This is a genomic window from Gemmatimonadota bacterium, from assembly GCA_041390125.1.
Lineage (GTDB): Bacteria > Gemmatimonadota > Gemmatimonadetes > Longimicrobiales > Gaopeijiaceae > JAGQIF01.
Window position 1 is genome coordinate 1 of sequence record JAWKQN010000020.1, and the last position, 24,592, is coordinate 24,592.

Consider the following 24,592-nt stretch of genomic DNA (forward strand, 5'->3'; position numbering starts at 1 on the left):
GGGAGAGCAACTCGATCCCCGAGCGGGATTCGAGTTCGTGAACGCCAATCAGGCCGTCTTCCCGTCCTGGCGATGTGCCGCGTGCTGGGTCTCTCCCCCAGCGGCTACTACGCCTGGCTGCGCCGTCCGCCGTCGAAGCGGGCGGAGCGAGACGCCGAGCTGGTGGTGAAGATCCGGGCGGTGTTCGACACCAACCGGCAGGTGTACGGCCGGCCGCGCATCTTCGCTGAGCTGAAGGAGCAGGGCGAGTCCGTGAGCGAGAAGCGGGTGGGCCGGCTCATGAAGCAGGAAGAGATCCAAGGTGCGAGCCGGCGCAAGCGGGGACCGAAAACCACGCGGCGCAACACGAATGCGCGGCCGGCACCCGACCTGGTCGAGCGGGACTTCACGGCCGACGGCCCCGACCTCCTCTGGGTGGCCGACATCACGTACATCCCCACGTGGGCCGGATTCCTGTACTTGGCGGTCGTGCTGGACGCCTGGAGCCGCCGGATCGTCGGGTGGGCCATGGCGACGCATCTGCGGACCGAGCTCGTCCTGGAGGCGCTGAACATGGCCACCTGGCAGCGGCGGCCGAGGGCGGTGATTCACCACTCGGACCAGGGCACGCAATACACGTCCGTGGCGTTTGGGCTTCGCTGCAAGGAGGTCAACGTCCGGCCCTCGATGGGCTCGGTCGGCGACGCGTACGACAACGCCCTCTGCGAGAGCTTCTTTGCGACGCTCGAGTGCGAGCTCCTGGATCGGCATCGATTCGTCACCCAAGCCGAGGCACGCATGGCCGTGTTCGACTTCATCGAGGGGTTCTACAACCCCCGGCGTAGGCACTCGGCACTCGGCCACGTCTCACCCATCACCTTCGAGCGGCGCCACGCTCCACAGGTGGAGGCCGATGCTGCGTGATCGCTCTACCTCACCGGCCATCCCGCCCCGCTACCGCGGGGAAGCGTGGCTCTCCACGAAGGTCGGGGACAGATTGAATACCTCAGTGCTCACCCGTCCACGAAACCGGGACAGCTCCACCCCGACAAGAGGGGTGCGAACCCTGGCGGCTAAGGTGGGCCGACCGTAGGGTGACCTCTGAACGGGAGGAGCCGGGGCCGGTTCGGAGATCCTTGAACGTTAACCGCCATGCCGCAGGTGTGTGGCGTCCAGGCCGCCCTGAACAGCGTTTGATTGGGCCTGAGGCGGCCGGGGCAGAGCAGCTCCTATCGGAGGCGGTACAAAGGCGGAACCTCCATGCGCGCACGCGGCTGGTGGCGCTGCGACCCAGTGGCCTGGCTCGGCCGGAGTCGGGATCTACTGAACAGCACTTGCAGGCGTGTGGCTCGAGCGGAAGTGCCGCACGGCGTTTAACAAAGGGATCTCCGGCTCCGCGCCGCGATGCGGCGCTCCGTCCCAACCGGCCCCCGACAAGAGGGGTGCGGACCCTGGCGGCTAAGGTGGGCCGGCCGTAGGGTGACCTTGAACGGGAGCAGCCGGGGCCGGTTCGGAGATCCTTGAACGTTAACCGCCATGCCGTAGGTGTGTGGCGTCCAGGCCGCCCTGAACAGCGTTGGATGGGCTTCTGAGGCGGCCGGGCAGAGCAGCTCCTGACGGAGGCGGTACAAAGGCGGAACCTCCATGCGCGCACGCGGACGGTGGCGCTGCGACGAGGTGGCCTGGCTCGCCCGGAGTCGGGATCTACTGAACAGCACTTGCAGGCGTGTGGCTCGAGCGGAAGTGCCGCACGGCGTTTAACAAAGGATTCCGGTTCCGCGCCGCGATGCGGCGCCCGTCCCAACCGGCCCCTGACGACCAGAGTTGCCGACCCTGGCGGCTAAGGTGAGCCCGCCGTAGCGTGACCTTGAACGGGAGCAGCCGGGGCCGGTTCGGAGATCCTTGAACGTTAACCGCCATGCCGTAGGTGTGGCGTCCAGGCCGCCCTGAACAGCTGTGGATGCGCTCCCGAGGCGGCCCGGACTAAGCAGCCCCTATCGGAGGCGGTACAAAGGTGGAACCTCCCCGCACGCGGCTGGTGGCGCTGCGACGGAGTAGCCTGGCTCGGCCGGGAGTCGGGATCCACTGAACTGCACTTGCAGGCGTGGGGCCTGAGCGGAAGTGCCGCACGGCGTCTAACAAAGGGATTCCGGCTCCGCGCCGCACTGACGCGGCGCTCCGTCCCAACCGGCCCCCGACGAGCGGGGTGCGGACCCTGGCGGCCAAGGTGAGCCGGCCGTAGGGTGACCTCTGAACGGGAGCAGCCGGGGCCGGTTCGGAGATCCTTGAACGTTAAGCGGCATCACTAGGACGTAAGCCGTGGAAGGGAGGAGAGGCATGGTAGGAAATGACATGTTCGACTACCTCGACGGGCTGGCTGGGCAGACGTTCCCGCCGCTGCTGCTCGAGGTTCTCCTGAAGTCCGGGCGGACCTTCTATCTGAAGAACGTCTTCTATCCCAATCGGGAGACGGAGATGATCGCCCTTCGAGTCTGGGATCTTCGAGCCGCAGATGTGCAGAGCTTGCCGGAGAAGCTGAATGCGGTACCGGATCGCGATACCTGGGAGAACTTTCGTGAGATCGATGCCAATTTGGATCAGGCAAACCTGTGGGTCCCGCTCGCCGAGATCGAAGGCTTCATGGAGTGGCATGAGAGATACTGGCCACAGCCGAAGAACGACGAGAAGGCCCAGATTGGATTCTTCTCGCCACTACGCGAGACCGATTGATCATACTGAACGGACGTGACACCGCTTAACAGAAGGGTTTCCGGCTCCGCGCCGCCCTTCGTGCGTCGCTCCGTCCCAACCGGCCCTTCAGCCAGGCAGGCGGCCCTGGCGCCTACGGTGGCCCGGGCGTAGGGTGACCGGAGACGGGAGCAGACGGGCCGGCTCGGAAACCCCGAAACGTTATCGGCCATGGCAGAAGGTAAGGGTGCCATTGACAACCATGGTACTCAGTACCATAATGCCAGATGGCCCGCTCGGACTCCTACATCGAGTTTGTCACGACGTCGATGTTCGAGACGTCGGCGAAGAAGCTCCTCACGGAAGAGGATCGGCGGGAGTTGGAGCTGCTCCTGCTCGAGGATCCGAGGCGCGGGGACGTGGTTCCTCGAACCGGCGGATTCCGTAAGGTTCGATTTGCCCGTCCCAGCCGGAAGGAGGGAAAGAGCGGCGGTACGCGGGTGATCTACTACTTCATTCAGCGTACGGACCGCATCTACCTGATCGAAGTGTACGCCAAGGGAGTGAAGGGCGACCTCACGCGGTCCGAGGAGCATGCCTTGCGGGACGTTGCGCGCGTCCTTGAGGGAGAGAGATGATGGCACGTCGAGCGAAGGGAACGTTTGGACAGCGCCTGCTGGAGTCGGCCCGGGAGGCGGCCCGGATTGAGCGAGGAGAGGCTGAGCCCGGGCGGGTCACGCGGTATACGGTGGCCGAGGCGGAGGTCGAGCCTCCGCCTCAGTACGGGGCGGATCGGATTCGGGAGATCCGTGACCAGATGGAGGTCTCTCAGTCGCTCTTCGCGGCAGCTCTGAACGTCAGCCCGGAAACGATCCGGGCTTGGGAGCAGGGGAAGCGGGAGCCAGACGGCCCAACCCTTCGGTTGCTCGAAGTCGCGGAGCAGCATCCGGAAGTCTTCCTGGGCAAACTGCGCAGGCGGACGAGCCGCGGTCGACCGAAAGCCAAGTCGGCATAGTGTACGGCCCACGGCGGCGGCAGGTGGAGGACCACGGCCGATAACAAACAGTTGCCGCCTCCGCTCTCTACGTTCGCTCCGGTGAATCACGGCGCGCTTTGCGCGCCGCGCCGGCAACTTGGGAACGTTATCAGAAACCCGAGCGACGTGAGTGAGGGAGCCAGCGGGCCGGGGAAGGTGTATTCTTGGGGGCAGACCAAAGAACCCACCCCGGAGGGGACATCCATGGGAACTGACGCTACTGAGCGGCTGGAGGCCGTGGCCCTGGCGTTGCCTCGAAAGGAGAGAGCTCGCCTGGCTCAGCGCCTAATCGAGAGCCTGGATGACGACCCCGAGGTCGAGGAGGCCTGGGCTGTGGAGATCCAGCGCCGGCTCGACTCGATCGATCGAGGTGAAGTGGAGTTGATCCCGGCGGAGCAGGTTCTGGCCGAAGCCCGGCGCCGGGTCGGCTCCTGAGTGCGCGTCGTCCTAGCGAGTCCTGCGGCGCAGGACCTCCTGAGAGCGATCGATTTCTACAACGACCTGGCTCCGGGTCTCGGAACGGATCTCCTAGATGAATTTGAAGCAGGGCTCGGGCAGATCACGGAGTTCCCCGAAGCCGGCTCCCCCTACCTGAAGAATACGCGACGGACGCTGCTGCGTCGGTTCCCCTTCTCGATCGTGTACCGCGTGAGGGCGGATGCACTTGAGGTGGTCGCTCTGGCGCATCGGTCCCGAAGGCCTGGCTATTGGACGGAGCGGTCGTAGCGGCGCCCACACCGTGTCTGTTGAAGTACACCGTTTGTGTTGAAGTGACGGGCTTCTGATAACAACAGGTTTCCGGCTTCGCGTCGCGCCTGCGGCGCGGCGCTCCGACCCAACCGGCCCGTTCGACCGGTCGGGCGTCCCTGGCGGCTAGACTGGCCCGGGCGTAGGGTGCCCGGAGACGGGAGCAGCCGGGCCGGTTCGGAAACCCCGAAACGTTATCCAACATGGCTTGGACGAGAGGGTTGAAGGGCCGCCAACACCTTGGATGGACAACGCGGAGCCGAATGGCTAGGACGTTCCTGATCTGTTCGGCGATGGTGCTTCTACCTGTAGCGGCTGGGCAGCAGGTGATCGAGGCAGGCGGACCTCCGGCGTGGGGCGATGGTCCACGACTTGTCGAGGAGGTGCGGATCGGCGACGAGGGAACTGACGAGTACCTCTTCGGGACCGTCGCTGGGGTAGTGGTGCTCCCGGATGGGAGATCTGGGTCGGCGACTCTCAGCAGCACCTGATCCGGCGGTACGATAGGGACGGCACATACATCGGGAGCCGGCCGCGAAGGGGAAGGGCCTGGAGAGTTTGCGTATCCTTCAAACATGAGACGCCTCCGGACGGGACGATCGCGGTATGGGATCCGGGGCTAGTCCGATTAAGCCTGTTCGCCCCAGATGGGGGACTCGTGGATAGCTTCAACCCACCGACGTTCATGGTGGGTGGCCCGCTCGAGGAACTAGAGGTAGATCCTGAAGGGAATCTCCATCTCCTGAAGGCGTCGCTTCTTGGCCCCGGCCGCGCGCGGTTCTATTGGCTGGAGCTGGATCGAACTGGCCAGGTCTTGGACTCGACGTTTGTGCTCCCGGGTGAGACCGTCGGCTCGGTGGACCCGACTACGACACTCTCGGCCCTCAGTCCGAAAGGCTACGTCGTTTCTGGACGCACCGACCAGTATGTGCTCTTCCTCCACCGGGAAGAAGGCGTAGTGCAGATCCGCCACGAGTGGGAGCCGGTCGAGTACAAACGTGAGGAGCGAAGGGAGAAGCAGTTCCTGGCGGAAGTCATGTCGGACCGGACCGGACGACCGGAGGGCAGAATCGGCCAGACGAAGCCCGCCTTCAAAGCTCTCTTCGTGGACTCGGAAGGAAGGTTCTGGATCGAGCGGTACGCCGAGGGTCACAATGAGGGTGAGTCTCCAGGGGAAGAATCCAGGCGGCTTGAGGGATGCCGATTCATGGGAGCCTCACGCGCCGAGTGTGACAAGGGTATCCGCACTTGGCACGACGAACTCGTTTTCGACGTCCTCGGGACGGAGGGGACCTACATCGGCACCCTCCGCTTTCCGACTCGTAGAACGAAGATCTGGCATGCGGCCGGCAGCACACTGTGGGTTACAGAGCAGAACGAATACGACGAGTCATTTGTGGTGCGCTACCGGATCGAAAGGCCGTAGGTCGCCCGGGGGGCACGACGCCACGTTGGATAACAAGAGGGTTTCCGGCTTCGCGCCACGCCTTCGGCGCGGCGCTTCGTCCCAACCGGCCTTCGAGCCCAGCCGACAGCCCTAGCGGATAAGATGCTCTAGGACGTAGCTTGACCCGAGACGGGAGTAGCCGGGCCGGTTCGGAAACCCCGAAACGTTAACCGCCATGCCATCGGTGTGTGGCATTCAGGCCGCCCTGAACAGCGTTGGAGTGGGCTTGGAGGCGGCCGGGGCAGGCCTGCCGGAGACGGTACAAAGGCGGAACCTCCATGCGCGCACGCGGACGGTGGCGCTGCGACGAGGTGGCCTGGCCTGCCCGGATTCGATCTACTGAACAGCGCTTGCAGGCGTGTGTCTCGAGCGGAAGTGCCGCACGGCGTTTAACAAAGGGGATTCCGGCTTCGCGCCGCGAGATGCGGCGCTCCGACCCAACCGGCCCTGAGGACCAGGCGCCGGCCCTGGCGGCTAAGGTGGTCCAGACGTAGGGTGTCGGAAGGCGGGAGCAGCCGGGGCCGGTTCGGAAGCCCCGAAACGTTATAAGAAAGCCCGCAGGAAGCCGGATCCGTGAAAACGGACCGGTTCGTGGGGGTGGTTGAGGTAGGGATATGGCTTCAGGTCAGGTGACGTAGGCGGGCTCGATTTTGGGCGAGTTCGCCTGCTTGGTCGGAGTCCAGGGCGTTCCAGAGGTCGACGGCCTGTTGGAGGTTCAGCCAGAACTCGGGCTCGGTGCTAGTGGAATCGAGCCAGTCGGAGGGCAGTGTCCGGCGTGACCGAGCGCTTGCCCTTCACGATCTCATTCATGCGGGGTAGGACATCCGCAGGCGCTGGGCGGCCTCTTCTGCGTGATCCCGAGAGGGATCAGGAAGTCTTCAAGGAAGATCTCGCCGGGATGGGTTGGGCGTCGGCTTTGGCAAGCGCATGGTGGCACCTCGTCATTCAGAGCAGCTCAATCGATAGTCCACGATCTTTACGTCTTCGGGTCCCATCTCGGTCCATCGGAAGCAGACCCGGTATTGATCGTTGATTCGGATGGAGTGAAGCCCGGTGCGGTTGCCCTTGAGCTTCTCGAGCCTGAGGCCGGGAAGGACAGGGAGACCAGAGACACGGCCGCGTTCAGTTGGTCGAGGGTTCTGGAGGCACGCGCGTGAAGTGCGGACGCCAACGTCTTCCGGGCAGCCTTGGAGTCGGTGCCATCGAAGATGTCCTCGGTACCCTCGGTCCTTGAACGATAGGATCAACGGATCAGTCGTCCGGGGGGAGAGGTTATTTATGCTTGCTGGTAACCATAAAGCGGCGGGCCGGAACAGGCAAGAAGGGGGCCCCCCGTGAGGGCAGGGGTTGGCGGGTGGGTTTGCGACGACCGCGGGCCATCTTATAACACACGGTGAGCGGCCGCGGCAGTGCCGCTACGCCCCTCTGGGACACCCGCCTTGCGGCGGGCGTCGCTCACCTAGAAACGTTATCGGGCACGGAAGCGACGAGCGAGGCCGCATGGTCTGGGACTATCAGGAAGGGCAGAGCCTGGAAGATCGCCGCTGCCATTCACACCTACGACGATAGCCGGCGAAGCACTGTGATGACTTTGAAGGAGCAGCCCGAGATGCAGCCCGGGCACTCGACCATCTTGGGAGTCAGGTAATCGAGGGCCTCAGCGATCTTTACGGCTTCCGGCTGCCCTGCAGCAGGTGTACGCAGCAGGCGGAACAGTACCAAAGCTCTTGAGCGAAATGAGAAGTGACTCAGTACGCCGAGTCGTTCTCGAGCACTTACAAGTTGCTCTAGCGTTCCAGTACTCCACTGACGTGACGGCGCGCGCTTTGCGGGCACTCGAAATGTCCGAGTTTCTCGCGGACGCGCGCCGCCTGAAGCTGTCGTCCGGTATCTGCGGCGGTTGACGAAGTGCTATGTGGCGGGCTTCCTACCAGAGTGTGTGATCTTGTGCCGTGGAATACTGGAGAACGCCATCAAAGACAGGTTCACCGCTGCGGGAATAGATGCTCCCGAGACACAAAGACAGAGAATCAATGAGGCGGCTCGACTAGGGTGGCTTTCGCGGGAAGGAAAGGAGAGCGCCCATCAGGTGTGGACCTGGCAACAAGGCCGTCCACGACGACCCCGGAGGTAACCAAGGACGTGTTCGGCACGATCAAGATGGTTGCTGGAGTCCTAAGGCAACTGTACTAGAAGAAGCCAAGACCCTGGCCGGGTGGAGTCGTGGACCGCGCCCGATAACAAGTAGGTTGCCGGCTTGTACAAGCACGGTAATCCCCTGACAGTGGTCCCCACCGAGGGAGTTGTCTAGGCGGCTTTGGAGCGGGACCTCATTCGCGGCGTACGCGCGGCGCGGTTGGGGGTGGCGAGAGGCGCGGCGTCGGGCTCGTGGGCGGGGATGCCGGCCACAAAGACGTCGTAGGGCGTGCGGCCCTCCATGGCACGGCCGCGGTGCGGCCGGCGGCGGTTGTAGGCCTCCAGATAGGCATCGAGATCGACCTGCATCTCGTCGATCGTCTCGTACCAGGTGGTTCGGCCCTTGAGGCGGAGATGCTCATCGAGCAGCGTCCGGTGGAAGCGCTCGATGAAGCCGTTGGACTGGGGCCTGCGGACCTGGGTGGTACGGTGCTCGATCTCCTCGAGCTGGAGGAAGAGCTCGTAGGGGTGCTGGTCGGGTCGACCGCAGTACTCGCGCCCGTTGTCGCTGAGCACCGTTCGGACCCTGACCCCGTGGGCTTCGAAGAAGGGCAACACGTCGTTGTTGAGGACGTGCACCGCCGTCAGGGGCAGCTTGCTGGTGTAGAGCCGTGCCCAGACGTAGCGACTGAAGCAGTCGAGCACGGTCTGGATGTAGACCTTCCCGACACCCTTCAGGGTGCCAGCGTAGAAGGTGTCGACGGCCACCAGCTCGCCGGTGGCGTTGACCTGGATCTGGCGTTCGCGGAACTCGGGGTTGAAGCGCTCCAGCACGCGGATCTGCGCCTCCGTCAATGTGAGTTGGCGCTCGCGAGCCGTCTCCTCGAGTCGCAGGAGGCGCTCGTGCTTGGTCTCCAGACCGTGGCGGCTCCAGACGCCCCGGACCCCTCCCGAGCTGACCTGGATGCCCCGCAGCAGCAGCTCATCCGCGACGCGCTGGGGTCCGTGCGTCGGGCACTCCAAGGCGTAGTCCAGGATGGCCTGCTCGACCTCCGCGCTGACGCGGTTGGGGTGCGGTCCTCGGGGCCCGGGCAGCCGATCGAGCAGTCCTTCGGCCCCGAATGTCTGGAAGTTGCGCCGGATCTCATAGAACTGCTGCCGGCTGTAGCCGACGATCTTGCAGGCCTTCGAGACGTTCCCCAGTTCCTGGGCCAACTGTAGCAGGGACAGCTTCCGCCGTGCTACCTTCTCTGCTTGGACGGTGGTCATCGCCGTTTCTCTCCCGATGGTTGGTGAGTGACTTCGACATCTCTCAACTAACCCTCGGTGTGGACGGCTGGCCACCGTCCTCTTTTGTGGTCAGGTGTCAGGCGATTACCGTGCTAGCTCAGCCGGCTCCGCGCCGCGCTCCGCACGGCGCTCCGTCCCAACCGGCCACCACGAGTTGGGTTTGTGACTGGCGGTGCACGGCACTGCGAACGTAGCGTGCCATCAGAACGTGGGTGCCGGGGCCGGTTCGGCAACCCCTGGAACGTTAACTGACATCGCCCCTGCTGGCCTCGTGGCGGGGACGTGGGCCGCGGTACGGAGCAGCATGAGCCGCTGGCAACCTGGGTCTCGAGAACTCAAGTCTACGCCGAGAGGGGCGGGTACCTCCAATGGGGAGCGAGTGCGCGAGCGCACCGCCTCGGTCGGTCAACCACCCGGACGTCCCTCTCCCAACTCGCGGCAGTACGCATACAGCGCGTCGTAAACGATGAACTCGCGGTCCAGGATCTCGTGGTCGTCGCGCAGGTCGAGCGCGCCGAACCCCTCGGCGATCGCCTTCAGGCCGGGCGCCTCCGGGCGGCCGTAGAGGTCCTCCGAGACATCGGCACCGTGCACGATCTGCGCGAGCCGTGCGACCGCGGGATCGTCGATCCCATAGCGCGTTACGATCGCCTCGAAGCTGCAGCGGCCGTCGTGGTGCCCGAGTTCCACGCCCGGGACGTCGAACGGCGTAGCGCCCTCGCGCGCGGCGGTCGGGAGCACCTGATCGGGGGCTTCGAACAGGAACTCCGCGTCCGGGTCGACGAACTTTCGGATCAGCCAGGGGCACGCGACCCGGTCCACCTTCACGCGCTCTCTCGTAACCCACTTCATCGTGTCCCCCTTTTCAGGCGGCTCTTGAGTGCTGTGTACAGATCGGCAAACAACACGAAACCTCGTTGGAGCCGGGCGTCGTCGTCCGGCTCCGAGGCGACGAGGCCTTCAAGCAGCAGCTCCACTCCGGGCGCTTCCGGGCGGCCGAACCGCCCTTCCTTCAGGTCGATGTCGTGCACCACCTGCGCGAGCGCGGCAAGTGCCGCGTCGCCCGGTGCGAAGGTGCTCGCGAGCACCTCGCACGTGCAGCTGTCCCCCGCGTGCGTGTATTCGCCTTCATACATGTCGAAGCGCAACTCACCGGGCGCTGGCTCGTAGCCGTCCGGATCCACGAAGCGAAAGCGCGCGTCGGGGTCCACGAAGCGGCGGATCAGCCAGGCGCTGGCGATGCGATCGACATGCACGCCGCGGCGGGTGACCCAGGTGCGTCCGACCAGATGCGAGAAGTCCTCTCCGTGCGTCGAGTCCCCCTTGCCGGTGTCGGTGCCTCCACCTGGCCAGTCCTCGCCGTTCGGGGTGTCCTCGGGCTCGCGTACCTGCGCGAGCGCCGCCACCTGCTCCGGGGACAGGCCCGGGAGTAAGCGCGAATCGCATTGAAGCGCGCCCCCCCCGTCCGCCTCGATCTCGCGCATCAGCCACTCGAAGTCCTCGCGTGCTGCGTCGTCCGCCGGCAGCACCCAGGCGGCATTCTTGAGCGCGACTGCGCCAATCTGCTGCATGCGCCGCCAGACCTTTACTCGCAGACAGCTCCGGCGTGGCCGGGATCTGATGTAGCAGGAGGAGCCATGCCGATCGCTCATGCCGGGCGCCCTTCGACAGTGAGCGCGAAGACCGCCGGCACCGGCGAAACCTACCAGCGCAGCGGCCACGAAGGTCGCGACGGGCGCGCGTCCAGAGGATCCCGCCGATGAGGGCCGCGCGATGGCCACGCTCCGCACCAGATAGTAGAGCCTGACCGAGCGGGCCCGTGCGTGCGGCAGCGCGAGGTCGATGAGGGCCTTGCGCGAGGGTTCACCAATCTCGCGCAGGCCACCGACCACGAAGGCGAGCAGCAGGGTGGCGAAGCTGTGTGCGGATGCGACGGCGAGCGGGAAGAGCGAGAACGCGACGAACGTGGCTACCACGAAGCCCTCTCGGCCCGCTCGGTCGCCCATGCGCGCGGCGGGCAGGTACACCAGCATGGCGGTTACCATCTCGACCCCCACCAGAAGCGCGCCGAATGCGGGTGCGGGAGACGCTTTACCATGCTCATGGCGTAGAGGATGATGAACACGCCGGCCATGCCTTCGCACGCTCGGACCAGGATGTCCGAAGCGAGCAGCCACCGGAGCGAATGCGGAAGAGACCTTCCAGACGCCGCGTATGCCCAGGGCCGCGGCGGGAGGGGAAGATCGAGCCGGATGCGCGAGACGAGCACCAGCGTTAGAAGCGCGAGCGCACCAGACGCGGCGAGGCCCAAGCGGATGCCCGGCTGTACACCGTAGCGCAGGATGGCCAGTCCACCCAGCGTGGGCGCGACCACGATGGGCAAGCGACGCATAATGGCCTGGACGGTGAAGCCCATCGCACGACTGCCTTCGGGAGCGCGTCGCCCACGACCGCGAGCGTGGACTCGCCATGCTCGTCCAGTCAGGGCGAGCGAGCCCAACGAACAGCCACGGCCAGTCGGGCGCGATCAGGTACGCGAGGTAGCCCAAGGCGGCGACCCCGACGAGGATGCGCAACGTGGTCCGGCGTCCGAAGCGGTCCGAAGCCCAGCCGCCCGAGCTACTGGTAGAGTCCGTCCAGCAGGTCCTGGCCGCTGCCGTAGAGACCGATCGCCGCGGCCGGCGCGCCCAGCACTTCCATATACTTGGGCACGAACCGCCGCCAGAGATGTTCGCCGAGTCCCATCAGGAACATCGCACCCGCGACGGACGCGACGTTGCGCTCGAGGGCGGAAGGCCCGGAGCCCGCCACCGATCGCTCGGTTCTTGGCAGGGGCGGTGAGCGACTCCGGGGTGGCCATCGGGGCGCATAACTGGCTTCGCAGACGGCACGACACGCGTGTATCATTGATACACGTACCAGGGTACCTCATGCACAAGGAGAACGCCATGTCGTTCCTGCGAATCCGAGTGATCGTACCGGTCCTGATGGCGACCTTCCCGGCCTCCGCGCTGTCCCAGACGGCTGCCGGGGACCCTTGGGCAGCCGTGGGAGAGATCCTCCAGACCGAGAACGTGAGCGCATCGCCGTACCATCGGTACACCTTCCGAGGACGGACCGTGTCCGTCTTGGCGGCGTCGACGTGGCGGCGGGCATCGCGTTGGGGGGCGTGGGTCGGGTTCGCCGGGGAGCCGGACCGGGCCATGGTCATGGGGGACCTGGTCGTAACGGCGGGGGAGCTGGGTCCCGTGCTGGCGGAACTGTCGCCAGGACGTGGACGTAACGGCCATTCACAACCATCTGGCCGGAGAGACGCCTCAGGTCCTCTACGTCCATTTCCACGTTCAGGGGAGGCCCGCGACGTCGCGGCCCGGATCGACCGCGCCGTTCGGCTCACCGGCACGCCGCGCCCGGTGCCGGCCCCCTGCGCCGAGGCGCACGCCCTCATGGATACGGCAATGGTGTTCCGCACTCGGGGTGCGGGCTCGGCCAGCGGCCCCATCACCAAGGTCTCCACGGTGCTCGTACCTGGGGAGGTGACCATGACGGACATCCGGTTCTCCCGGCCCTGGGGTACGGAACACCGATCAATTCCAGGGTCGCCGACGACCGGGTGGTGGCGACGGGCGACTTCGCCGGGTTGGGCACAGCCCTGGATCCCCTTCTCGACGCCATGGCGCGGCACGGCATCGTGGCCACCGCTCTCCACAGCCATCTGATCGACGAATCGCCGCACATCTACTATGTGCACTTCTGGGCCGACGGGGCTCCGGGCGATGTCCTGCTCGGTCTCCGGGCGGCCATGGATGCTGTTCGCTGATCCGGGGACTCATCCACTCACCTGCGCTCCCGTGCATCGTGTCGTGACCCGGAAGTACCCGCTGGACACTCCTGCTTCTTGCGACTCTCCCGGTCGCGGGGGTGCGCAGACATCGCTGGAACGCCCGTCGCTCGTGGGCACACGGCGTGATCCTATCCATCTGGACGGACGTGTGGAGGAGCCCGCCTGGTTCGGGGGCGACTCCATCGCCGCCCTCACGATGACCGAGTCGATGGAGGGCGTGTGACAACGGGGCGGACCGTCGTCCGGGTTCTGCCGACGGGGGCGCCCTGTTCATCGCAGTGGTGGCCCATGATCCCGACCCCGACGCCATCGTGTCCTTCTCAGCTAGCGCGATCCGGCCTGAGTGGGGAGGATCACGTCATCCCGGCCCTCGACACGTACCTGGATGGACGCCGGGATACACGTTCGCCGTCAACCCCGCTGGGGCACGTTACGATGCCCTGATCTCGGGAACCGGTGAACGTCAGAGCGCCGACTGGGACGGCATCTGGGAAGCGCGCACCGCACGTGGCCCCTGGGGGTGGTCGGCGGAGATCCAGATCCCCGTAGGCACCCCTGGGCTTCCAGCCCGGTCTGACGGAGTGGGGCTTCAACGTACAGCGCCAGATCCAGCGCCTGCAGGAGACGAGCCGGTGGTCCAGCCCCCGACGAGACTTCCAGATCACGCAGGTGGCACGGGCCGGACGTCTCACTGGCCTTCCCGACTTCCGCCTCGGCCTGGGCCTGACCGTGCGTCCTTCGGTGGTTGTCGGTGTGGAGGCGCCAGAACCGACGGTGGCGTCCGACGGCACGGGGCGCGCCAGCCTGGATGTGACCCAGCGGCTGGGAAGCAACCTCCTGGCGTCCCTCACGCTGAACACGGACTTCGCCGAGACGGAGGTGGATACCCGCCAAACCAACCTCACGCGCTTTCCCCTGCTCTTTCCGGAGAAGCGCACGTTCTTTCTGGAAGGGTCGGACATCTTCGCCTTCGGCTTCGGGACGGGCCAGGATCTCCTTCCCTTCCAGAGCCGGCGGTTGGGCCTGGTCTCGGGGACTCCCGTGCCCCTGGATGTGGGCGCCAAGGTCAGCGGGCGGACCGGCAACACCAACCTGGGCCTGCTGAGTGTTCGCACCGGCGCAGAGTCCGGCCTTGCTCCGGCGTCCACCATGACGGTGGGCCGGATCCGTCAGAACGTCCTGGGGGAGTCGTCGGTTGGGGCCCTCGGTACGCTGGGGGATCCGCTGGGCCGGGACGGGGCATGGACCGCCGGCACGGACTTCACCTACCGCACCTCCCGGTTCCTGGGTGACAAGAACTTTGTCGCGGCAGCCTGGGGACTGGCTACGGGACGTGAGGGACTGGTGGGCGAGCGCTCGGCATGGGGCGTGGCGTTGGACTACCCAAACGACCTCTGGGACATCTACACCTCCTTCAAGCGCATCGGTGATGGGTTCGATCCGTCCCTGGGCTTCGTGCCGCGTAGGGGGATCCAGGCCTGGCAGGCCAACGTCACCTGGCTTCCCCGCCCGGGATGGCCGTGGCTGCGCTACATGCGCAACGAGCTCTTCCTCACGCTGGTCACCGATCTGGACGGAGCATGGGAGTCGTATCGCATCTTCACGGCCCCGCTGAACTGGCGTTTCGAGAGCGGGGATCGTCTGGAGTTGAACTGGGCGCCAGAGGGAGAGCGGCTACCGGAGGACTTCGAGATCTCCGACGGTGTCGTCATTCCCGCAGGGCCCTATCACTGGGACAGGTATCGAGTCGAGCTTCAGCTCGCGGACAAGCGCCGTGTCAACGGGCAGTTCTCCTGGTGGTTCGGTGAGTTCTACGGTGGGAACCTTGACCAGTACCAGGCCCGCCTGGGCATCCGGCCATCGGCAACGCTGGGCCTCGACCTCACCGCTTCACGCAACGTGGGAGAGCTACCCGAGGGGCGCTTCGTTCAGGAGGTGATCGGCTCCCGCGTGCGCGTGAACGTCTCGCCCGACCTGCAGCTCTCCGCCCTGGTGCAGTACGACAACGCTTCGGAAAGACATCGGGACGAACACACGGCTCCGATGGACCTTCGATCCCGCCGGGGAGCTCTTCGTCGTCTACAATCACAACGTGCGGGACATGGAGGACCGCTGGGAGAAGCAGTCCAACCAGTTGCTGGTCAAGGTTCAGTATGCGTTGCGGCGCTAGACGATGTCATGACCCTCTTCGTGCCGACCTCCCTCGTTCTCGCCGGGCTTCTGCTCTTCCCGTCGGGGCTCGCGGCTTCCCCGCAGCAACGGAGCGACCCGGATACGGTCTTCAACGTCGGCGCCGCAAGAGCGTCCGGTCCCGTGGTCGTCGACGGGGTCGTGTCCGACGACGAGTGGGCGGGAGCGCCGGTGGTCGCGAACTTCATCCAGTTCGAGCCTGCGCGCGGGCTGCCCTCGCCCCACCGGACCGAAGTGCGTGTCCTCTTCGACTCCACCCACCTCCACGTCGCGATGCGTGCCTGGGACGCGGATCCCTTGACGGCGCAACTCACGCGTCGGGATGCCGACCTCGCGCAGGACGACTTCTTCGCGGTGATCCTCGACACGTTCCATGACCGCCAGTCCGGCTTCGTATTCGCCGTGAACCCACTGGGCACCCAATCCGACTCGCGGCTGGCCAACGACGGTCGCACGGAGGAGAAGGCGTGGGACGGCGAATGGGGGGCCGCCGCCCGGATCCTCGACGACGGATGGTCGGCGGAGATCTCCATCCCCTTCGCAACCCTTCGGTACCGCTCGGGGCAGGACCGCACCTGGGGGATCAACTTCGGGCGAGGTCGCCGCCGGTCCCTGGAGATGTCGTTCTGGACCGGACCGCTGGAGCACCCTCTCCGGGTCTCGCAGGCCGGAACGCTCACGGGACTCCGTCTTCCCGGCGCCCCGCGCCGGCTCCAGGGGATCGCCTACGGACTTTCCAGGGCGCAGGAGGGAACGGACCCCTTCTTCGACGCCGGGCTCGACCTGCGATGGGCCCTGGGGCCGGGAACTTCGCTCGTGGGGACTGTGAACCCCGACTTCGCCACCATCGAAGCCGACCGGGAGCAGATCAACCTCACGCGATTCGAACTCGGCCTTCCCGAGAAGCGCCCGTTCTTCCTGGAGGGGTCGGAGCTCTTCCGCCAGCGCATCCAGACCTTCTACTCCAGGCGTATCGCGGATATCCGGGCCGGTGGGCGGGTGGTGGGAAAACAGGGACCATGGACGTTCGCGTTCCTGGGCGCCGACGCCCAGGGCACGGGAGATGCGGCCGACCCTCGCTTCGCGGTGGGACGCATGCAGCGCGACATCGGGCGGTCCAGCGTCGGCGCCACCTGGGCCGAGCGGAGAGCCGACGGGCTCGGGCAGGGCTCGGCAGGGCTCGACGCCAACCTCTTCTTCTCCTCCACCTTCGGCTTCACCGGGCAGCTCATTCGGAGTTTCGGGGAATACGACACCGGGAACTGGGGCTACTTCCTCCGCCCGACCTACGACTCCCCGACGGGGCACTTCCACGTGCGCTACACCCATCTCGGAGATCGTTTCGGCGACAACGTCAACCCCGTGGGACTCGTCCGGGACGACAACCGCAGGGAGTTGGATTCGGCCCTGGAGAAGAAGTTCTGGCTTCCTTCAGGACCCTTCGAGCAGGTCGCCTACGGGTCCAACTACAACGCGTACTGGGGCCAGGACGGGACGCTTCGCAGTTGGAGGGTGGATCAGGGGCTGGACCTCGAACTCCGCAGCCGCTGGTCCCTCTCCATGGACCACGCTGAAGAGCTCCAGCGCTTCGAGAAGGAGTTCCGGAACCGCTCGACGGGGCTGGGGGTCGGCTTCAACACGCGGGAGTTCCGCTCGGTGGAGGTGGGGGCCGAGTTCGGGAGGAACTTCGACGCCGACTACCGGCTCCTCAACGCGGCCGGGCGCCTCAAGCCCACGCCCACATCGTCCCTCGAGTACCAGCTCGAGCGACTGCTCTTGGATCCCGACCCCGAGGATGAAAGCACATGGATCCACGTGGTCCGTGCCAGTCAGTTCTTCACCAACGACCTCTACCTTCAGCTCTTCTATCAGACCAACTCGGTCATCGAACGGCGGAACCTGCAGGCGGTTTTCGTCTATCGGTACGCGCCACCCTTTGGCACCGTGCAGCTCGCGTTTCAGCGCGGCACGGCGGCCTTTGGGCAAGTGTCGGATCAAGGGAACACGCTCTTCCTCAAAGTGACGCGGGTGTTCTGATCTGAACCGCCGCCGGGGATCCCGGCTGAAGCGTCGGTTGCCCTGTCTCTCCGGGCCGCATGAAGCCGAGACTGAATAGGATTCAGGGGGGCGACGTCAGTTAACAATCGGTTCGCGCTGCGGCGGGCTGGCGCCCGCCTTGGCCGCCATAGACAGAATTGACGTCGGACAGTCATTTGGGTCGGCGGCACACCCGCGCTGACGCGCGGGCGTCGCGAACCTTAGAACGTTAGGCGCCAAGACTCGATCCTGGACTACCTCCACGGTCGGTATTCGACGCTCGACATCGCGCAGAAGACCGGCATGATGGCTCGCTATCCCAAGTCGTCTTTCGAAGCGTCAACGGCCACCGTGCAGCGGGACCGACGGGTCGAAGGGCTCTTCGGCAATCGAGGCATGCTGATCGAGAGTATGGACATGAGGCTTGAGCGACTCGAGCTCCGGGCGGAAGAGCTGCTCACCTCGATCCGGAGATCCCGGTGACGTTGGCCAGCGTCGACGGCCCTCGCCAGCGGTCAACTGGTAGCACAACCGTGAATCCCGACATTCAGACCTATAACGCAGAACGGGACGGCGACGTCCGGGTGGTGTGTGAAGCCCTGGCTGCGGAGATCGAAGAATCATTGCCGGACGCGGAGAGCAAGATCTGGCACCGGCACCCGGTGTGGTTCTTCGACGGGAATCCCGTCGTAGGGTACAGCCAGGCGAAGGACGGGGTCCGCCTCTTGTTCTGGAGCGGCCAATCCTTTCACGAGCCGGGGCTGACGCCTGAAGGAAAGTTCATGGCCGCCGAGATCCGGTTCACGTCTCACGAGCAGATCGACAGGACCAGGCTCAAGCGGTGGCTGGCCGAGTGCCGAGACATCCAATGGGACTACAAGAACATCGTGAAGCGCAAGGGGAGGTTGGAGCGCCTCACGTAGTGTCCCGCGGGATCGTTTCTGATCGAGGCGGGCGCCTGCGCGCGGCCGGGGCAGTCCACCTTCGGCATCACGAACGCCGTCACCGATGTCAGATGGTTCATGCCCACCACTCGGCCAGGATACGCTTTCGATGCCCGAAGGAGAGAAGGTGAAGGGTCCTGCCTCGTACTTTCCGTCGATCGAGAAGAAGTACGGCAAGCCGATCGATCATTGGATGGCCGTGCTGGATGACCTGAAGGACCGCAAGCACATGGAGATGGTCGAAGTGCTGAAGGTCAAGCACCAGTTGGGGCACGGCCACGCCAACGCGCTGGTGGCGCACTACCGTGCCGCGGCCAGTCGGTAGGCACGGAAGCCAAGACCCGGACGAGGAGGCCGACAGATGCAGGGCACGATCTCGAGCATCACGCTCTGCTTCAGCGAGCTCGAGCGCTCCGTGCGCTCGGGCACAGTCTCGGAAGTCCCTGGAGAGGTCGCCGAGGTGATGGCCCTCGGGACGGCGCGACCATGAGACGGGCAAGGGCTCTCGCCCTTGTCTGCTTGGCTACCACGCTATCCTGTGAGGCCAACGGCAGTGGCCACTCCCCGACCCGGTGGGACAGCGCCGGCGTCCAGATCACGGAGTCCGCACAGGCGGTCTGGGCGCCGGGTGACGAGTGGCGTGTAGCGCAGACACCGCTCGTCGATCTGGCCGCCACGGGCAGCGGGGGTCAATCCGAGTTCTTCCGGGTGCGCGATGCTGCGCGCCTTTCGGACGGGCGTCTGGTCGTTGCCAATGCCGGGACCAACGAAGTCCGCCTCTATGGAACTGACGGTGGGTTCCTGACGAGCATCGGCCGAACAGGCCAGGGGCCCGGCGAGTTCGAGCGGCTCACGAGCGTCCATTCCTATCGCGGCGACTCGATCGCCGTGTTCGACTACTGGGCTCGTCGCCTCACCGTGCTCGACTCCGCGGGCACCGTGTCGCGGACGGCCTCTGTGGAGGTCGATGGGGGGGCGCTCAGGGACATCCATCCGCTTCCGGATGGCCGCTTCCTGCTCGAGACCGCAGCGATCGCGGCCATGACAGGTGCGAAGGGCCGGATGCGCATTCCCGCTCCTGTGCTGCTGCTCTCCGCGGACGGGGCGGAGGAGGACACCCTGGCAGTGCTCCGGGGCTTTGACACCTATGTCTTCGAGGGCGGCGACGCCCGCCCCCCGCTCCCCCAACAACTGTTCATCGCCACGCGGGGTGGGGCGGTCTACTTCGGAGAGGGTGAGGAGTTCGAGTTCCGCACCTTGGATCTGCGAGGCGCGCTGCGGGCCATTGGGAGACTTCCCGGCTACCGGCTCGCAGTCCCGCAGGTGGAGAGGGACTCGATCCGGGATGCGATGCTGCAGCAGGAGCTTCCAGCCCGGTTGAGACCGATCATGGAGGCGATGGCCGAGGCCGTGCCCGACCGGCATGCGGCGTACTCGGGTCTGACCGTGGACCCGACCGGCCACGTCTGGGTCCAGGAGTACACGCCTACGGTCGGGCTGTCGGAGTCCCCGAGGCGGTGGCTGGTCTTCGACCCCGACGGGGTCTGGCTGGGGACCGTCGTGGGCCCACCGAACTTCGACCTCTACGAGGTCGGGACGGACTACCTGCTGGGCCGCGCCCGCGATGCGTTGGAGGTGGAGACCGTGCAGGTGCTGCGCCTGGAGCGGTAGCCGGTCCGCAGGAGAAGGAGCGCCGCGTGAGACGTGCAGCATGCGACCGCGCGCCGGTAGGGCGCTGGACGTAGAGCGCAGGACGAACTCCGTGGGGAGAGTGGCGATGAGCAGACTCGGGCGTAGACCGTTGTTGTGGACCGCAGGCCTCGCGCTCATCCTCCTTCCCGCGTGCAGCCCCTCCGTCGAGGCACCCGCCCCTCCGGGAACGGAAGAGGTGGAAGCGGTGCTGTACGCCCTGCCCACGGCGTGGAACGCCCGTGACGCAGACGCCTGGGTGAGCAACTTCGGTGCAGAGAGCGGATTCACCAACATCCTCGGGATGCACTTCTCCGACCGCTCCGCGAACCAAGCCCGACACGCAGAGCTGTTCGCGACGATCTTCGCGGATTCGCACCTGGAGGCAACGGTCCTGAAGGTCCGACGGGTGGGGGAGAGGGCAGCGGTGGGTGAGCTCGAGTTCCGTCTGGTCGGCTACACCCGTCTTCCGCCCGGGGTCGAGGAGACCGAACCGGGCGAGTTGCGGACCCGGCTGATCACGGTGCTCGAGTACCGCGACGGACGATGGCAGGTCGTGGCCGCTCAGAACACGGCCATCCACCCTGCGGCGGTCGCGAGCCCATAGGCCGGGATCCCGCATCGTCCACGGTGCGATCGGAGGGCCGGCTGGACGTGGCGGCTTGCGGGGCGTGTCGCCCGGGCAACACAAGCCTGAGGGCCTGGCGGGGATCGAACGCCCGACTACCTCAAACCAGCACCGAATGCCTGAGCGGAGGACGCACAGCGACATGACGATCCCCGTCCACACGTGTGAGTTCGAAGCCACGCTCTTCCGCGTTCCAGGGAAGGGCGGGTGGGTCTTCGCACCGGTGCCCGGCGAGCACGCGCCACGATCCTCGCTGGCGTGGGGACGCACGCCGGTCCGAGCGATGGTCGACGGCGCCGCCTGGGACACCAGTGTGTGGCGGGAGAAGTCCGGCCGTGTCCTGCTGCCGGTACCCAAGGGCATCCGCGGGTCCAAGGACGACGGCGACGTGGTCGCCGTCGTGCTGCAGTACAGCGTCGTCTACGGCATGTAGGTCCGGCGGCGGGAGGAACGCCATGAGCGCCGGCCGCGTCAGCCGTGCGAGGACCCTTCCCGCAGCCCCTACGGCACAGCGCCGTCCTCCCGCCCGACCGTCGACATGCGGGATCCGGTCGTGACTTCCGCAGTTCCCTCCACCGCCAGGTCCGGCTCGATCAGGATCCGCGCGATCCGGGCGTCCGCGGCGCGCAGGCGCTCCTCCAACCGGTCGACCACGAACGCGACGGCCTCCTGGTCGGGCCCGACCCGGAAGCGCACGTCCAGCGCGAGCAGCACCTCCGCGGGGCCGAGGTACACGCCGCGGATCCGCACCACGCGTTCGACGGCGGGATCGTTCTCACAGACCGACCGGACCGTCTCCACCAGGCGCTCGTCCACGGACTCGCCGACCAACAGGCTCCGGGTCTCGATCGCGAGGAACACGGCCACGCCCGCGAGGATGCAACCGATGACGATGGAGGAGGCGGCGTCCAGCATCGGCAGGTCGAGCAGGCGCGCGAAGAAGATCCCGGCGAACGCGATGACGACGCCCAGCAGGGCCGCGAAGTCCTCGGCGATCGGGACGAACACCCTGGGGTCGCTGCTCGCCCGCAGACGGCGGAGGAAGGAGCCGTCGGCGCTGCTGCCACCCAGCTCCTTGAGCGCGACGCGGAGGGCGATCAGCTCGACCACGAACGCCACCCCCAGGACGGAGTAGGTCCAGAGCGGATCGCTCGGTACCACGGGATGGTCCAGGTGCGCGATCCCTTCGTAGATGCTCAGCCCGCCGCCCAGGCCGAACAGGATCATCGCGACGATGAGGCTCCAGAAGTAGAGCTCCGGGCCGTATCCGAACGGGTGGGTCCGATCGGGCGGGCGCCGGCTCCTGCGGTCCCCGAAGAGCAGCAGGGCCTGGTTCCCACTGTCCGCCACGGAATGGATGCCCTCGGAGAGCATCGCCGAGCTACCCGTGACGGCGGCCGCGATGAACTTGGCCACTGCGATGATCGCGTTCGCGATCAGGGCCGCGACCACGGCCCGCGTGCCACCCTTCGCCATGAGTCGATCTCCGACTGTGTGAGGAAGGGGGACGACGAGGGGGCGCCGCACGGCTCCGTGCTCACCTCGCGAGCGGCTGCTACGCGTCTGCACGTCGACCGTGGGCAAAGGCCCCGAACCATGGTAGCGCCTCACCACGTGCCTTGGAAGCTCGGACACCTCGGTTGGAAGCCCCGGACCCTGGCGGGGAGGAACCGTGCGGCGTAGCGTGGACCTATGGCAGCATGCAGCGCCAGGGCGGGCGCCCGCGTGCGCATCGTAGGAGCGGCGTCGTCCCGGCTGGGATGCGCGGCCACGCACACGTGGAGAGCTCGCCGGAGCGATGATCTACGGGACCGATCTGGCCCACGTGCATCACGTCGGGTTCGGCGACGTGGCCCGAGCGGCGGCAGGTGTGCTCGCGAGCGAGCTCCGCAAGGCGGACCTCCCATCGCGGCGGGTGGTGGATCTGGGCTGCGGATCCGGTATCCTGGCGGCAGCGCTCCTCGACAGCGGCTTCGCGGCCGTCGGCGTGGACATCTCCCCCTCGATGATCGCCGAGGCGAGACGGCAGGCGCCGGAGGCCACGTTCCACCTCGCGTCCCTGCACGAGTTCGCCATCCCGGAGTGCGCCGCGGTGAGCGCCGTGGGTGAAGCGCTCTCGTACCTCGACCCGGGAAAGGACGCCGTGGACCTGGTGCCTCTGCTCGGCCGGGCAGGGCAGGCGATCGTTCCCGGAGGTCTCCTCCTCTTCGACGTCATCGAGAGCACCCGTACCGACCCCATGTCCTACCTAACCACGCAGTCCGGCCCGGACTGGGAGGTCACGGCGGAGGTCGGCGAGGATCTGGCCAGAGGGATCATCACACGTGCGATCACCACGCGCCGCAGCGCCGATCAGGCGACGCGGGCCACCCGGGAGGTGCACCGGGTCCAGACGTTCCGGCGCGAGGACCTCGAGCGCACGCTCGATGGCCTGGGATTCGAGGTCGAGATCCGGCAAGCCTACGGCGATGTGCCGCTCCCGCCGAGGCGGATCTGCGTGCTGGCGAGGAAACCGACGAGGTGATCCTGTATCCAGGCGCTACGGGTGGGCGGATGCGCAACGGGATCTCCTCGGGCCGCTCGCCATCGTTCCGGATGCGACCCGCCTCCGGCACCGAAGACCATCCCCTGCAATGGAGGACCGGACCATGCATCTCGATCTCGTAGCCGTGGTGGTTCGGGACTACGACGAAGCCATCGCCTTCTTCGTGGAGGCCCTGGGCTTCGATCTCGTGGAAGACGCGCCGGCGACGACGAACGACGGGCGGGCAAAGCGATGGGTCGTGGTACGCCCGCCCGGGGGCGGCACCGGCCTCCTGTTGGCACGCGCGGACGGTGAGACGCAGACGAAGATCGTGGGGGAGCAGTTCGCCGGCCGGGTCGGTCTGTTCCTGCGGGTCGACGACTTCGATGCGAGTTTCAAGCGGATGAGCGCGGCGGGTGTGGAGTGGGTCTCGGCGCCGCGGATCGAGGCCTTTGGAAAGGTGGCCGTGTTCAAGGACGTGTCGGGGAACAGATGGGATCTCGTGGGTCCCGCTGAAGGAGCTTCGGCGACGTGACAGAGAGGAGGCGGAGTGCCCTGCCCGCCCCTCGTGGTCCCGCTCGCAGCAGACCGCATCAAGGCCATTGCCTGGAGCGAAGCGGACCGGCGATTCTATCGCCTCCTCGAGTGTTGTTGACCCAAGGCGGGAGGCGGGACCGTGCAACCTCTGCGGTACGGCATCAACGTCACGCTGGACGGCTGCTGCGACCACCGGGCCGGCATCGCCGACGAGGAGCTGCACCGGTATTGGGCCGCGAGCCTGACGCGGGCAGACGCCCTTCTCTACGGCCGGGTGACCTACGAGATGATGGAGGGCGCCTGGCGGTCCGATCCGGACACGGGCGCCCTGCCGGACTGGATGGAGCCCTGGATGGAGCCATTCGCCCGGACCATCGACGCGGCCCGGAAGTACGTCGTGTCCAGCACGCTGGAACGGGTCGACTGGAACGCGGAGCTGGTGCGCGGCGATCTCGCGGACGCCGTCCGGGAGCTCAAGCGGCAACCCGGCCGGGGCATTGCCACCGGTGGCGTGCAACTCCCGCTGCTGCTGGCCGAGCTGGGATTGATCGACGAGTACGAGTTCGTCGTGATCCCCAGACTGGCGGGGCACGGTCCCACGCTTCTCGCTGGACTCTCCCAGCATGTCGACCTCCGGCTGGTGGAGCGGAAGGAGCTTGACTCGGGTGCGGTTGCACTGCGGTACGTACCGCGCTGAGGCGGACCGCGTCGGGAGGTCTCCGTGAGCCTCAGCCGCCTGGCCCTCGCAGCCGTGACAGGACTGACCGCGGCCGCCGTGCTCGGCTGCAGCGAACAGCGCGAGTCAGGAGACGAAGCCCGGTCCGCTCACGACAGCGCCGGGGTCGCGATCGTTGAGAACGGCTTCGTGGACCGGGC

At 66.5% G+C, this 24,592-nt stretch carries 23 protein-coding genes and 2 pseudogenes; 17 read left to right on the forward strand and 8 right to left on the reverse strand.

What is annotated here, in order from left to right; all coding sequences use genetic code 11:
* The 6 genes and pseudogenes from R3E98_18620 (at position 1) to R3E98_18645 (ending at position 5,876) form a co-directional block, all read left to right on the forward strand.
* Positions 1 to 903: pseudogene (locus R3E98_18620) on the forward strand (IS3 family transposase).
* Positions 904 to 2,331: 1,428 nt separating this feature from the next.
* On the forward strand, positions 2,332 to 2,709 hold the full coding sequence (locus R3E98_18625; GenBank protein ID MEZ4425420.1) for a hypothetical protein: 378 nt from the start codon (positions 2,332 to 2,334) through the stop codon (positions 2,707 to 2,709).
* A gap of 245 nt (positions 2,710 to 2,954) precedes the next feature.
* Entirely contained in the window at positions 2,955 to 3,305 is a 351-nt protein-coding gene (locus tag R3E98_18630) for a hypothetical protein (protein MEZ4425421.1), read from the forward strand.
* Positions 3,305 to 3,682 carry a helix-turn-helix domain-containing protein gene (locus tag R3E98_18635; GenBank protein ID MEZ4425422.1) on the forward strand — a complete coding sequence of 126 codons (378 nt, stop codon included), beginning with the start codon at positions 3,305 to 3,307 and terminating at the stop codon, positions 3,680 to 3,682. The genes R3E98_18630 and R3E98_18635 overlap by 1 nt, the downstream gene beginning before the upstream one ends.
* 225 nt (positions 3,683 to 3,907) lie before the next feature.
* Entirely contained in the window at positions 3,908 to 4,138 is a 231-nt protein-coding gene (locus tag R3E98_18640; GenBank protein ID MEZ4425423.1) for an addiction module protein, read from the forward strand.
* Between the two features lie 970 nt (positions 4,139 to 5,108).
* Positions 5,109 to 5,876 (forward strand): hypothetical protein, encoded by a 768-nt coding sequence (locus R3E98_18645; GenBank protein MEZ4425424.1) that lies wholly within the window; start codon positions 5,109 to 5,111, stop codon positions 5,874 to 5,876.
* Between the two features lie 641 nt (positions 5,877 to 6,517).
* Here the strand turns inward: R3E98_18645 and R3E98_18650 are convergent.
* The 7 genes and pseudogenes from R3E98_18650 to R3E98_18680 all read right to left on the reverse strand — a co-directional run bounded on the left by R3E98_18650 (position 6,518) and on the right by R3E98_18680 (position 12,134).
* Positions 6,518 to 6,834: pseudogene (locus R3E98_18650) on the reverse strand (HigA family addiction module antitoxin).
* 4 nt (positions 6,835 to 6,838) lie between these two features.
* Positions 6,839 to 7,144 carry a type II toxin-antitoxin system RelE/ParE family toxin gene (locus R3E98_18655; GenBank protein MEZ4425425.1) on the reverse strand — a complete coding sequence of 102 codons (306 nt, stop codon included), beginning with the start codon at positions 7,142 to 7,144 and terminating at the stop codon, positions 6,839 to 6,841.
* A gap of 1,060 nt (positions 7,145 to 8,204) precedes the next feature.
* Positions 8,205 to 9,302, reverse strand: a complete 1,098-nt coding sequence (locus R3E98_18660) for an IS481 family transposase (protein ID MEZ4425426.1) — start codon at positions 9,300 to 9,302, stop codon at positions 8,205 to 8,207.
* A 426-nt stretch (positions 9,303 to 9,728) separates the two neighbouring features.
* Positions 9,729 to 10,175, reverse strand: coding sequence for a chromate resistance protein (locus tag R3E98_18665; GenBank protein ID MEZ4425427.1), 447 nt, complete (start codon positions 10,173 to 10,175; stop codon positions 9,729 to 9,731).
* Positions 10,172 to 11,356: a chromate resistance protein gene (locus R3E98_18670; GenBank protein ID MEZ4425428.1), complete on the reverse strand. Its 1,185-nt coding sequence runs from the start codon at positions 11,354 to 11,356 to the stop codon at positions 10,172 to 10,174. The genes R3E98_18665 and R3E98_18670 overlap by 4 nt, the downstream gene beginning before the upstream one ends.
* Positions 11,357 to 11,361: 5 nt before the next feature.
* Positions 11,362 to 11,715, reverse strand: coding sequence for a hypothetical protein (locus R3E98_18675; protein ID MEZ4425429.1), 354 nt, complete (start codon positions 11,713 to 11,715; stop codon positions 11,362 to 11,364).
* Between the two features lie 227 nt (positions 11,716 to 11,942).
* On the reverse strand, positions 11,943 to 12,134 hold the full coding sequence (locus R3E98_18680) for a hypothetical protein (GenBank protein ID MEZ4425430.1): 192 nt from the start codon (positions 12,132 to 12,134) through the stop codon (positions 11,943 to 11,945).
* A gap of 613 nt (positions 12,135 to 12,747) precedes the next feature.
* Here R3E98_18680 and R3E98_18685 point away from each other — a divergent pair.
* The 8 genes from R3E98_18685 (at position 12,748) to R3E98_18720 (ending at position 21,088) form a co-directional block, all read left to right on the forward strand.
* Positions 12,748 to 13,143 (forward strand): DUF1259 domain-containing protein, encoded by a 396-nt coding sequence (locus tag R3E98_18685; GenBank protein ID MEZ4425431.1) that lies wholly within the window; start codon positions 12,748 to 12,750, stop codon positions 13,141 to 13,143.
* 693 nt (positions 13,144 to 13,836) lie between these two features.
* Entirely contained in the window at positions 13,837 to 17,394 is a 3,558-nt protein-coding gene (locus R3E98_18690) for a DUF5916 domain-containing protein (GenBank protein MEZ4425432.1), read from the forward strand.
* A gap of 533 nt (positions 17,395 to 17,927) precedes the next feature.
* Positions 17,928 to 18,317, forward strand: a complete 390-nt coding sequence (locus R3E98_18695; protein MEZ4425433.1) for a DUF1801 domain-containing protein — start codon at positions 17,928 to 17,930, stop codon at positions 18,315 to 18,317.
* A 130-nt stretch (positions 18,318 to 18,447) separates the two neighbouring features.
* Positions 18,448 to 18,663, forward strand: a complete 216-nt coding sequence (locus R3E98_18700) for a DUF4287 domain-containing protein (GenBank protein ID MEZ4425434.1) — start codon at positions 18,448 to 18,450, stop codon at positions 18,661 to 18,663.
* A gap of 36 nt (positions 18,664 to 18,699) precedes the next feature.
* The gene (locus tag R3E98_18705; GenBank protein ID MEZ4425435.1) at positions 18,700 to 18,828 is read left to right on the forward strand and encodes a hypothetical protein; all 129 of its coding nucleotides are present in this window, start codon (positions 18,700 to 18,702) and stop codon (positions 18,826 to 18,828) included.
* Between the two features lie 29 nt (positions 18,829 to 18,857).
* Positions 18,858 to 20,009, forward strand: coding sequence for a 6-bladed beta-propeller (locus R3E98_18710; protein MEZ4425436.1), 1,152 nt, complete (start codon positions 18,858 to 18,860; stop codon positions 20,007 to 20,009).
* A 106-nt stretch (positions 20,010 to 20,115) separates the two neighbouring features.
* On the forward strand, positions 20,116 to 20,634 hold the full coding sequence (locus R3E98_18715; GenBank protein ID MEZ4425437.1) for an SgcJ/EcaC family oxidoreductase: 519 nt from the start codon (positions 20,116 to 20,118) through the stop codon (positions 20,632 to 20,634).
* A 163-nt stretch (positions 20,635 to 20,797) separates the two neighbouring features.
* On the forward strand, positions 20,798 to 21,088 hold the full coding sequence (locus R3E98_18720) for a DUF1905 domain-containing protein (protein ID MEZ4425438.1): 291 nt from the start codon (positions 20,798 to 20,800) through the stop codon (positions 21,086 to 21,088).
* A gap of 68 nt (positions 21,089 to 21,156) precedes the next feature.
* Here the strand turns inward: R3E98_18720 and R3E98_18725 are convergent, their stop codons facing one another.
* Positions 21,157 to 22,131, reverse strand: a complete 975-nt coding sequence (locus R3E98_18725; GenBank protein MEZ4425439.1) for a cation diffusion facilitator family transporter — start codon at positions 22,129 to 22,131, stop codon at positions 21,157 to 21,159.
* A gap of 322 nt (positions 22,132 to 22,453) precedes the next feature.
* On the opposite strand from R3E98_18725, the gene R3E98_18730 reads away from it, so the two are divergent.
* The 3 genes from R3E98_18730 to R3E98_18740 all read left to right on the forward strand — a co-directional run bounded on the left by R3E98_18730 (position 22,454) and on the right by R3E98_18740 (position 24,413).
* Positions 22,454 to 23,179 (forward strand): class I SAM-dependent methyltransferase, encoded by a 726-nt coding sequence (locus tag R3E98_18730; GenBank protein MEZ4425440.1) that lies wholly within the window; start codon positions 22,454 to 22,456, stop codon positions 23,177 to 23,179.
* Between the two features lie 124 nt (positions 23,180 to 23,303).
* Positions 23,304 to 23,714, forward strand: coding sequence for a VOC family protein (locus R3E98_18735; GenBank protein MEZ4425441.1), 411 nt, complete (start codon positions 23,304 to 23,306; stop codon positions 23,712 to 23,714).
* Positions 23,715 to 23,855: 141 nt separating this feature from the next.
* Positions 23,856 to 24,413, forward strand: a complete 558-nt coding sequence (locus R3E98_18740) for a dihydrofolate reductase family protein (protein MEZ4425442.1) — start codon at positions 23,856 to 23,858, stop codon at positions 24,411 to 24,413.
* The last annotated feature ends 179 nt before the right edge of the window (positions 24,414 to 24,592 follow it).